The organism is Accumulibacter sp. (assembly GCF_016789985.1).
Lineage (GTDB): Bacteria > Pseudomonadota > Gammaproteobacteria > Burkholderiales > Rhodocyclaceae > Accumulibacter.
In genome coordinates, this window is record NZ_JAEUOL010000009.1 from 1 (window position 1) to 10,659 (window position 10,659).

The 10,659-nt window shown below is 64.8% G+C and carries 12 protein-coding genes; 5 read left to right on the forward strand and 7 right to left on the reverse strand.

Annotation, left to right across the window (positions count from 1 at the left end):
* A partial coding sequence (locus JNK99_RS00605; protein WP_291847128.1) for a potassium transporter TrkG occupies positions 1–1,420 on the reverse strand: 1,420 nt, incomplete at its 3' end.
* Between the two features lie 451 nt (positions 1,421–1,871).
* Between JNK99_RS00605 and JNK99_RS00610 the strand changes: the two genes are divergently transcribed.
* The 4 genes from JNK99_RS00610 (at position 1,872) to JNK99_RS00625 (ending at position 4,697) form a co-directional block, all read left to right on the forward strand.
* Entirely contained in the window at positions 1,872–3,443 is a 1,572-nt protein-coding gene (locus JNK99_RS00610) for a DUF1538 domain-containing protein (protein ID WP_291847131.1), read from the forward strand.
* A complete protein-coding gene (locus JNK99_RS00615) occupies positions 3,440–3,787 on the forward strand; it encodes a transcriptional regulator (RefSeq protein ID WP_291847133.1) in 348 nt (115 codons plus the stop codon). Before JNK99_RS00610 ends, JNK99_RS00615 begins: the two co-directional genes overlap by 4 nt.
* A 64-nt stretch (positions 3,788–3,851) precedes the next feature.
* Complete coding sequence (locus JNK99_RS00620; protein WP_291847134.1) at positions 3,852–4,247, forward strand: CBS domain-containing protein; 396 nt, start codon at positions 3,852–3,854, stop codon at positions 4,245–4,247.
* Positions 4,248–4,259: 12 nt separating this feature from the next.
* On the forward strand, positions 4,260–4,697 hold the full coding sequence (locus JNK99_RS00625) for a hypothetical protein (RefSeq protein WP_291847136.1): 438 nt from the start codon (positions 4,260–4,262) through the stop codon (positions 4,695–4,697).
* Positions 4,698–4,813: 116 nt separating this feature from the next.
* Here JNK99_RS00625 and JNK99_RS00630 read toward each other — a convergent pair whose 3' ends face one another.
* From JNK99_RS00630 to JNK99_RS00650, 5 genes are all read right to left on the reverse strand, one after another.
* Complete coding sequence (locus tag JNK99_RS00630) at positions 4,814–5,599, reverse strand: ABC transporter permease (RefSeq protein ID WP_291847138.1); 786 nt, start codon at positions 5,597–5,599, stop codon at positions 4,814–4,816.
* 4 nt (positions 5,600–5,603) lie between these two features.
* Positions 5,604–6,557, reverse strand: a complete 954-nt coding sequence (locus tag JNK99_RS00635) for an ATP-binding cassette domain-containing protein (protein WP_291847140.1) — start codon at positions 6,555–6,557, stop codon at positions 5,604–5,606.
* Entirely contained in the window at positions 6,545–7,183 is a 639-nt protein-coding gene (locus tag JNK99_RS00640; protein WP_291847142.1) for an alpha/beta fold hydrolase, read from the reverse strand. The genes JNK99_RS00635 and JNK99_RS00640 overlap by 13 nt, the downstream gene beginning before the upstream one ends.
* 87 nt (positions 7,184–7,270) lie before the next feature.
* The gene (locus JNK99_RS00645) at positions 7,271–8,470 is read right to left on the reverse strand and encodes a CocE/NonD family hydrolase (RefSeq protein WP_291847144.1); all 1,200 of its coding nucleotides are present in this window, start codon (positions 8,468–8,470) and stop codon (positions 7,271–7,273) included.
* Between the two features lie 80 nt (positions 8,471–8,550).
* The gene (locus JNK99_RS00650) at positions 8,551–8,859 is read right to left on the reverse strand and encodes an NAD(P)H-dependent oxidoreductase subunit E (RefSeq protein ID WP_291847146.1); all 309 of its coding nucleotides are present in this window, start codon (positions 8,857–8,859) and stop codon (positions 8,551–8,553) included.
* Between the two features lie 150 nt (positions 8,860–9,009).
* Here JNK99_RS00650 and JNK99_RS00655 point away from each other — a divergent pair, with 150 nt between their 5' ends.
* The gene (locus JNK99_RS00655; RefSeq protein WP_291847148.1) at positions 9,010–9,759 is read left to right on the forward strand and encodes an SAM-dependent chlorinase/fluorinase; all 750 of its coding nucleotides are present in this window, start codon (positions 9,010–9,012) and stop codon (positions 9,757–9,759) included.
* Positions 9,760–9,834: 75 nt separating this feature from the next.
* On the opposite strand, the gene JNK99_RS00660 is transcribed toward JNK99_RS00655, so the two are convergent.
* The coding region (locus tag JNK99_RS00660; protein ID WP_291847150.1) for a cation diffusion facilitator family transporter at positions 9,835–10,659 on the reverse strand (825 nt) is incomplete at its 5' end.

Genomic DNA, 10,659 nt, shown 5'->3' on the forward strand with positions numbered 1-10,659 from the left:
TGAAAATTTCGAGGCGGCCGAGCAGCATTGCCCAGGTGCAGACCCAGGTCTGGAAATCGGTGAGCACGGCGTAGGTGGTGGCCGGCCCGACCAGGTTGAGGCCAGGGCCGGTGTTGTTGATGCAGGCGACGATGGCCGAGAAGGCGGTGATCACGTCGAGCCGGGTGGCGATCAGGAGCAGGGTCAGGGAGACGATCGACACGACATAGATGAACAGGAAGCCGAGGATCGCGTGCAGCACGTGGTCGGGGATCAACGTTTCGCCGAAGCGCACGCTGTGCAGGCTGCGCGGGTGCATCGCCCGCATCAGTTCGCGGAATACCTGCTTGTAGAGGATCACCGCGCGCACCATCTTGATACCGCCACCGGCCGAACCGGAACAGGCGACGAAGCTGCCGAGGAAGAGAATCCAGAGTTGCCCGAACAGCGGCCACTGGGCGTAATCGGTCGTGGCAAAGCCCAGCGAGGTGGCCAGCGACACCGAGTGGAAAGCGACGTAGCGCAGCGTGGTCGGGAAATCGTCGTAGAGTTCGTCCGGCCACAGGTAGAGCGAAAGAGCGAGGATGCTCAGGGCGAGAAAGCCGAGGAAGTAGTGTGCCTCGACGTCGAAGCGATAGACACGCAGCGAGCGCTTCGCCAGGGCGAGGAAATGGGTGCTGTAGTTGATGCCCGCGAGCAACGCGAAAAAAATGACCACCAGTTCGATCTCGAGGCTGTCGAAGTGGCCGAGGCTGGCGTCCTTGGTCGAAAAGCCGCCCAGGCCCATGATCGACATGGCGTGCATCAACGCGTCCCAGGGTTCCATTCCCGTGTGATGGAGGGCTGTGGTGCAGGCGATCGTCAGAATCACGTAAACGACCCACAGCCCCTTGGCGGTCTCGGTGATCCGTGGCGTTATCTTCGAGTCCTTCATCGGACCCGGTGTTTCGGCCTTGAGCATGCTGCGTCCGCCGAAACCGAGCATTGGCAGAATGGCCACCGCCAGCACCACCACGCCGAGGCCGCCAACCCAGTGCATGAAGGTACGCCAGAAGTTGATCGACAGCGGCAGGTGATCGAGGCCTGACAGCACCGTTGCCCCGGTGGCGGTCAGACCCGAGACGGCCTCGAAATAGGCGTCGGTCCATGACAGGTCCCTGATGTGCAGATACAGCGGCAGGGCGCCGAAAGCCGGCAGCAGCGACCAGATCAGCACCACCAGCAGAAAGCTGTCGCGCACGCTCATGTCGCGCTTCTGCCGGCGAACCGAGAACGACAACAGGACGCCACTGGCGATGGTGATCAGAACGGCTTCGTCGTAGGCGCTGTGGGCCCCGTCCGCGGTCAGCCACGCCACGCTGAGCGGCAGCAACATCAGACCGCCGAAACCGACGATCAGAATGCCGAGAATATGGAGCGCCGGTGCGAAGCGGTTGAGCATGATTTACCCCTGCGACTGGAAAACGAGATCAGTCAGCCGCCCGCCCTCGCCGTCATGGAGGCGGCGCTGCTCGTTGCCAGTGCCCGCAACGGCTGGTGCGCCGGGCGGCACCCGTGACATGATGAACGGATCAAACGCCAACATCCAAGTATCGCCGCTGGCGATCATTGCCGTCAATCGGCATCTTCCGTCCGGAGCTTGCGCGGGGGCAGACGATCTGCGCCGCCTGAACGGATGCCCCTCTTGCTTCCCTGCCAAGGACCGAGATCGCCCGCTGGCCGGGTTCCAAGTGGTGGCAGCCGGCGGGGCAGGGCCGCGGGAGCTGTTCCGACCCCGCCCGTTTCATGCCAATCAGCTCTAACCGGGCAAGTCTTGCCGTAGCGTGGCTTATCGGGCATGATTCGCGCCATGACAAGGACAGCTCCCTGCCGCCCGCCCGCGGGACACGTGAATGCCCGTTGCCAGTCTGTTTGTCCACCGATTCCCGGCGGACAAACAGGCGATCAAAGCTAGCATGGGTCTCGGTTCGCTGCTCCGCGTCATCCGCGAACTCCTGCACGAGGCGGCGCGCGACCTGGCGCCGACACTGATCGTGGTGGTCGTGTTCCAGGCCTTCTTCATCCAGCGCATGCCGGACAGCCCGGTGGCGCTGATCGGCGGCTTTGCGGTCGTTCTGCTCGGCCTGGCCCTGTTCGTCAAGGGGCTGGACGCAGCGATCTTCCCGGCCGGCGAGACGATGGCCTTCGACTTTGCCCGGCGTGGCTCGTTCGTCTGGCTGGTATTCTTCGCCTTCTTCGTCAGCTTTGCCTCGGTAGCCGCCGAGCCGGCACTGATGGCCGTGGCCTACAAGGCGGAAGCGGTGTCAGGCGGCAGCATGGGAGCACTGACCTTGCGCATGGTGGCAGCACTCGGCGTCGGCATTGCAGTGGTGGTGGGCGTCTGGCGCATCGTCCTCGGCCACTCGATCGGCAACTACCTGATTCCCGGTTATCTGATAGTCATCGTGCTGACCGTCTTTTCGCCGCCGCAACTGGTCGGTCTGGCCTTCGATTCCGGTGGTGTGGTCGCCTCGACCGTCACCGCGCCGCTGCTCACCGCGCTGGGTGTGGGCCTGGCGACCAGTATCCGCGGGCGTAATCCGCTGCTCGACGGTTTTGGCCTGATCGCTTTCGGCGCCCTGGCGCCGATGATCATCATTCAGCTCTACGGGATCCTGTTCTTCGTTCCTGCAACGGCCGGCACGTCGGTGCTGATGATGCCGAGCGACGATCAGCACCAGTACGCCGCGCTCGAAATGCTGATCGATTTCGGGGTCATGGTCCGCAACCTGCTGCCGATCATCGCCGTCGTACTGTTTTCGAGCTTCGTCATCCTGCGTCGCCCGCTGGCCGATCCCAGGGGCCTGGCGGTCGGCATGGTGCTGGTCGCCGTCGGTCTGTTCATGTTCGACGAGGGTTTGCAGGTCGGCCTCTTCCCGCTCGGCGACGAGATGACCAATGGCCTGATGCGCGACGGCGTGCCGATGTGGGCGGTCTACCTCTACGGTTTCCTGATCGGTTTCGCGACGACCATGGCCGAGCCGGCACTCATCGCGCTGTCGATCAAGGCCGACGACGTCAGTCTCGGGCAGCTCAAGGGCTTCTGGCTGCGCTTTCTGGTCTCGGTTGGCGTGGGCATCGGCATCGTCATCGGCTGCGCGCGGATCATCGACGGCACGAACATCGCCTACTGGCTGATTCCCGGTTACCTGCTGGTGCTGGCGATGACCAAGCTTGCACCTGACTTCATTGTGCCGATCGCTTACGACTGCGGTGGGGTGACCACTTCGACGGTGACCGTGCCGCTGGTGACGGCGCTCGGTGTCGGTCTCGCCGAACGTACGCCGGGTCGCGACCCGATGATCGACGGTTTCGGCCTGATCGCCTTCGCCTCGTTGCTGCCGATGATTATCGTCATGTCCTATGGCATGCTTGCCACCTGGTTGCTGCGCGCCAGGAAACCTGTCAAGGAGTCAACACGATGAAGTTTTCTGCTGTCGTACTGATCGTTCCCGAAGAGGACGAGAATCGGGCGGTCGACATCCTCAAGGAAGCCGGTGCCACCGGCATCACCATTCTCAAGGGCAAGGGCCTGCGGCACAACGAGCGCAAGACCTTCCTCGGACTCGGCCTCGAGCGCAAGGAGTCGCTGCTGCTCTGCGTGGTCGAGAAGCTGCTCGCCATGCGCATCTTGCGGACGGTCAAGATGCAGATGAAATTGGATCTGCCGGGCGGTGGCCTGGCCTTCTCGCTGCCGCTGGGCAGTGTGGTCGGCATCGGACTGGCGCAGATGCAGGCTTTTCGGCGCGAGGTCGAGGAGGACCTGTGAGCGGCCTCGCTGCATTCATCCCCTGCCTTGCACAGAAAAATCACTGACTCGAGGAGAGTTTGCCATGTTGGTTGCCGGAATCATGAAGAAGAAGATCATCACCATCAGCCCGCTGGCCACCGTGCGGGAGGCGCTGATGATGATGAAGGAGCGCGGCGTCAAGTCGCTGGTGGTCGAGAAGCGCCATTCGGGCGATGCTTACGGCCTGGTCGCCTATCGCGACGTCGCCAAGGCGGTGATCGCCGAGGACGGCGACATCGATCTGCTCAATGTCTATGACATTGCCCAGAAACCGGCGCTGCAGGTCTCGCAGCATCTCGAAATCCGCTATCTGGCGCGTCTGATGATCCAGTACTCGGTGAAGAGCGTGCTGGTCATCGACAACAACGAGTTGCAGGGTTTCGTCTCGGACACCGATGTCGTCAGCCATCTGATCGACCGCGCGGCGAGCAGCCGCTAGCGGCGCGCCGTGATGGAAAAGCTGATTCGCCGTTACTCGGCGTATTTCCCGCGCTGGTGCCAGGCTTTTGGCGACCACGAACCGGACCCGGTCGGCGAAGCCCGGGCGGTCGAGTGGCTGGTCGGCGCCGACTGCGTCGGGGTGATCGTCCTGCCGGAGATTCGCTACCGCCTGATGCACGCACTGCTGGGCGAGAACCGCCCCGAAGTCGAGTTCCACCGCCGCTCGATCCGGCTCAACCGTCACGATTACGACGAGGTCGAGGTACTCGGGCATCCCGGCTATGCGGCCTTGCGTCAGATTCTCCTCGACAGTGAGGAGGCACACATGTTTCTCTCCTATCATCTGATCTACCCGCCCGGAACCCGCATCATCACCGTCTCGCGCAAGCCGCCGCTCGGCCTGCTCTACAAGGAGATGGCGCCGCTGCCGGTCAGTGTCGGCGAGTGAGTGCGGGCGGTGCGCGGCCGCCCACACCTTGTCGCCGTTGAGTCTGTCGCGGCAAAGGCCAGGCCTGGCCAAGCCCTGCATTCCTGTCCCACGCGAACCAGCCTGACGTCGGTCCGTTACTTGAGCAGGCGCCGCCGTGTCAGTCCGCTGGCGAAGCAGAAGCCGACGCCGGCGACGAGCAGCAGCACGGCCAGATGGCCGGCGATATTCTCGGGAACCTGTCCGAGCAGCAGCGGCCGCGCCAGTTGCACGGCGTGCGCCAGCGGCAGCCAGGCGGCGATCGTCTGCACGACGCCCGGCAACTGGTCGGTCGGGAAGAACACCCCGGAAATCAGCAGCATCGGCGTGATGAACAGCGTGAAGTAGTACATGAAGAAATCGTAGGACGGCGCCAGCGCACAGACGATCAGGCCGAGGGCGGCAAAGGCGAGGCCGGTGAGAAAGATCACCGGCACGATCCACAGGGCGAGCGGCGCGGCGGCCAGACCGAGCGCACCGACGACGAGCAGGATGGCGACGCCGGCCAGCAGGCTCTTGCTGGCCGCCCAGACCAGTTCGCCGGTCAGCACGTGGTCGAGCGAGAGTGGCGTGTTGAGGATCGCGTCCCAGGTTTTCTGGACATGCATGCGCGAGAAGGCGGAGTAGAGGGCTTCGAAGGTCGCCGAGTTCATGGTGCTGGCGACGATGGTGCCCGCCGCGAGGAAGCGGACGTAGTCCACCCCCTGTACGGCCGGCAGCAGTCTGCCCAGACCGTAGCCCAGACCGAGCATGTAGATCAGCGGATCGGCTAGGTTGCCGAGGATCGAGGGGATGGCGAGTTTGCGCCAGACCAGAAAGTTGCGTCGCCACACCGGCAGCCAGCGCCAGCCGGGGCGAGGCAGGGCGATCCATCGGTGGCTCATGCTTTCAGTCCCTGAGATCCCGCCCGGTCAGCTTGAGGAAGACGTCCTCGAGGCTGGCGGCGCGATGAACGTAGCGCAGGGTCAGCGTGCCGGCGAGTGCGCCGAGTAACGGTGCTGCGTCGCGGCAGTAGAAGAAGGCGGTGTCGCCGGCTGTTTCCAGACGTTCGCCCAGGCCCTGCCTGCGCCGCGCCCAGGTGGTGGCGGCGTCGCCAAAGATCTCGACCACCTGTGGCTCGATGTGCCGGGCGATCAGTTCGCGCGGCGCACCTTCGGCAATCAGCCGGCCGTGATCGAGAATCGCCAGACGGTCACAGAGGCGCTCGGCTTCGTCCATGAAGTGGGTGGTCAGGATCAGCGTCTTGCCGTGGGCGATCAGGCGTTTCAGGCGATCCCAGATCAGGTGGCGGGCTTGCGGGTCGAGGCCGGTGGTCGGTTCGTCGAGAAAGACGATGTCGGGGTCGTTGATCAGCGCGCGGGCCAGCGTCAGGCGTCGCTTCATGCCGCCGGACAGCGACTGGATGTTCGCCCCTTCCTTGCCGGAAAGACCGGCGAAGTCGAGCAGGTCGGGGATGCGCGCCCGCAGCACGGCATCGCTGATGCCGAAGTAGCGCCCGTAGACCAGGAGATTCTCGCGGCTGCTGAAATCGGGGTCGAGGTTGTCGAGTTGCGGGACGACGCCGACGCGTGTCCGGGCCACCTCTGCCTGTTCGGGCAGCACGTGGCCAGCCAGGCGGATGGTGCCGGCATCGGCCGGGGTCAGGCCGAGGCAGCAGCGCAGGGTGGTCGTTTTGCCCGCGCCGTTCGGGCCGAGCAGCCCGAAACAGGTGGCAGCGGGAACCGTGAAGTCGACGCCGTCCACCACCGTCTGACCAGTGTAGGATTTGCGCAGACCGCTGACCTGCAGGGCGGCGCCGCCGAACGTGGCGGTGTCTGCAGCGGCGGCGTTCAATGACGCCATGCGCGGCTGACGATTTCGCGGATGACGTGCAGGCGGCGGTGGAAGAAGTGGTCGGCGCCGGGGATGACGATCACCGGCAGTTCGAGCGGCTTGGCCCATTCGATGACGTTGGCCAGCGGCACGGTGGCGTCCTCCGAGCCGTGGATGACGATGGTGTCGCCGGGAACCGCCTTGGTATGGTAGCGGCGCGCGCCTTCGACGAAACCCGAGGCGGTGCCGACCAGCACCAGTCGCTGTGCCGGATGGCCGGATTCGAGCAGGGCTGCGGCGACCCGTGTCTGGACGTAGGCGCCGAAGGAGAATCCGGCCAGCGCCACCGGCAGATTTCCATAGCGGCACTTCGCTTCGGTCAGCACGGCCAGCAGGTCTTCGGTCTCGCCCTGGCCATCGTCATGTTTGCCCTCACTCTGCCCGACGCCGCGGAAATTCGGACGTAGCGCGACGTAATCGAGATGGTTGAAGGTGCGCGCCAGCGTCTGCACCACCTTGTTGGTATTGCCGCCACCGAACAGCGGATGCGGGTGGGCAATCAGCGCGATGCCACGCGGCGCGCCGGGGTTCTCGATGGTGATGTCGATCTTGCCGACCGGGCCGTCGAGCAGCACATGTTCCGGGTGCAGTTTCATTGTTGTGGACTCCTTTCGCTGGCTGGGGTGCGGAGATCATCGGTCTCGTTGCTGTGCCTGGGTCTGCCATCGCGGCAGGCCGGGTGGTTACGGTTCCGTTGCGGGTGCCTGCCATCCGCCGGCACCCGATTGACGGGCCGGCTTGTCCACCGGCCAGACGACCTCGTCATCGACCGCGTACAGCGAGCAGGGACGTTTTGCGACGCGCGCGCAATTCTCCAGTGCCGATGCCGGAGAGTCGGGTCCGCTGTGTGCCCAGCCGACGTTGCCCGTGACAGCGATGGCGAATGCGCGTGGCCGGGGCAGGGTCAGGAAATTGGCGTAGAGCTCACGCCGGTGGTCATCGAGATACGGCACCGCCTCGACGTCCTGCACATCCGCGTACTCCGTTCTGGCAGGCCGGGGGGTGAGCAGGATGGCAAAGCGTACTTCGGTCGGCAGCCCGACCTGACGCAGGAAGCGTTCGCTCTCCGGCCACCAGATCGCCACCCCCTGTGGGCTGTCGAACATCAGATGCGCGTCGCCACCGGCGAAGGTGCCATAGGAGACCAGTTCGGCCTGTCCTCCGGCCGCGGCAAAAGCGCGGTACATTTCTCCGGGCAGTTGCTTACCCCAGTAGCTGTCGTTGTCGCCGTAGAACCACAACGAGGGAACCTGGCTGCTCCTGCCGTAGGCGGCGAAGGCATCGACCAGGGCCTGCTCCCAGAGGCAGCCCTGAGCGGTGTAGCGCAGGCCGCCGGCGAAGTTGAGAATGCCGCGCAAGCCCGGGAAACCGATTGCGCCGATGGCCATCGCGGTCAACCCGCCGTGCGACTGGCCGATCACCAGGATGCGGTCGGCATCGACGTCGGGTCGCGTCCGCATCTCGCGCAGGAAGTCGATGATCGTTTCCGCCTGTACGCGGCCATTGCTTTCAATGTTGCAGCCCGGGTCGACAGGGCTGCCAGCGGATTTCGCGAAGCCAGGTCGCATGGGGATGGCCACCAGGTAGCCGCGCCTGAGGAACTCGTGACTGGCGGCCAGATAACGGGCGCGCGGCTCGAAGCGCGGGTCGCCGGCAGTCTTGCCGTGGTTGATGACGACCAGAGGAAAAGGGCCCGCTCCTGGCGGGACAAAAAGTGTGGTCTCGAGGTCGATGCGCGACCAGCCGGTGCCGACAGTTATGGTCACAAGCTGTTCGTTCAGCGTTTTCGGAATCAGGGGCTTGTCTTCATCGGCCGGGAGGGCTGCCGGGCAGAGCAGGTGGGTTGCGGCGACCAGCAGGCAGCGAGAGAGCACTTGTTTCATGGGTTCCCCCAGGCATTTGCGGTGCAGCGCGGGCAGTGGCACGGCACCGGCGGCCGGGCCGTCGAAGCCGCGGCCCGGTTTCAGATGCGTAGCCGTTCGACGACGCGTCCATGCACCAGGTGCTCCTGGATGATTTCCTCGATGTCTTCGTTGTCGACGTAGCTGTACCAGACGGCTTCCGGATAAACGACGAGAACCGGACCGTTGTCGCAGCGGTCCATGCAGCCTGCCTTGTTGATGCGCACCTTGCCGGCACCCTTGAGGCGCAGTTCGCCGATGCGATCTTTGGCGTAGGTCTGTGCGGCTGTGGCACCGGCGTTGTTGCAGCAGGTTTCTCCCTCGCCCCGCTGATTGCAGCAGAAGAACACGTGATGCCTGAAATAGCTCATGGAAGCGCTTCCTCCGGTTGGTTGGCTGGCTGCGACGATCGATTTTAACCCAGATCATCGACTGCAACTCATTTTGCATGAAACGCGCCACTGGGTCTGACGCCGGGTGCACGTTATGCTGGCGGTCGACTCTTTCGCTCCGGATCTGCCATGATCGTTCTGTTCACCGACTTCGGCATCGACGACCCTTACGTCGGCCAGATGAAGGCGGCTCTGCTGCGCCACGGCCGGCGCGACATGCCGCTGATCGATCTGCTGCACCGCGCGCCCGATTTCGCACCACGGGCCGCCGCCCATCTGCTGGCGGCCTTGCAGACGAGCTTCGATGCGGGCAGCGTGTTTCTGGCGGTGGTCGATCCCGGCGTTGGCAGCGATCGCCCGGCCATCGTTCTGGAAGCGGATGGCAAATACTATCTTGGACCGGACAACGGCCTGCTCGGGGTGGTTGCGGCGCGTGCCCGGGCGCTGCGTATCTGGCGCATCAACTGGCGGCCCGCCGGGTTGTCGGCTTCCTTCCATGGTCGCGACCTGTTCGCGCCGCTCGCCGCGCGCATCGCCGCCGGCGACTGGCCGACGGCGGAGCTGGCGCCGTGCGCCGATCTGGAGCAGACGCTGCCGGCGGACGACCTGGCGCAGGTGATCTACATCGACCACTATGGCAACGCGATGACCGGGTTGCGGGCAGCGAATGTTGCTCCGCCGGCGAGGCTGATGCTGGACGGCTTGCCGGTTTCGTCGGCGCGGGTGTTCGCCGAGGTGCCGGCTGGCCAGGCGTTCTGGTACGAAAACAGCGTCGGCCTGGTGGAAATCGCGGTCAATCGTGGCAGTGCGGCATCCCGTTTGCAGCTTGCCGTGGGTTCACCGGTGGCAGTTGAGGACGACGGTCAGACGAACGCGTGACGTGCCCCGGTATGGGGAAGTGCGCGATCAGGCCTGGCGCCAGCGATCGATGTCTCGCCGCGCAAGCAGGAATGGCTATTTGCTGTCCGCCGGTGGCCGCTCAAGCCCCTGGTCGATCATCGACACAGGATCTTCCAGGGGTTCGAGGTGGGTCGTGACGTGTGCATGGGGCAGGAAACGACGAATCTCGTCCTCGATCCGCTCGACGCAGTCGTGGCCCTGCTGCACCGTCCAGTCGCCTGGTACCAGGACGTGCAGGCTGACGAAGCTGCGGCTGCCTGACTGGCGGGTACGCAGGGCATGAAAAGCCAGTCCCTGTTGGCGATGGGTGGCCAGCAGCGTTTCGATCTGGCGCAGCTTTGCGGTGGGCAACGAGGCATCGAGCAGGCCGGCGAACGAACGTCGTATCAGATGCCAGGCGGTCCACAGGATGTTGCTGGCGACCAGTAGCGCGATCATCGGGTCGAGCCAGAGCCAGCCGCTGAGCCAGACCAGGCCGACCCCGCCAATCACCCCGGCCGAGGTCCACACGTCGGTCAGCAAATGATGCGCATCCGCTTCGAGGGTGATCGAGTCGTGCGCCTTGCCCACCTGCATCAGGATGCGGGCAGTGGCGAAGTTGATCAGCGCAGCCAGCACCGACACCGCCAGGCCGACGCCGACTTCTTCGAGCGGTTGAGGATTGCTCAGCCGGGCAATCGCGGCGTAGCCGATGCTCAGGGCCGCCAGCAGGATCAGGAAGCCCTCGAAGGCACTGGAGAAATACTCCGCCTTGCCGTATCCGTAAGCGTGCTCGTCGTCCGCCGGCAGCGCGGCCAGCGTCAGCATCCACAGGGCCATCAAGGCGCCGGCCAGGTTGACGAATGATTCGATGGCGTCGGACAGCAGTCCGACCGAGCC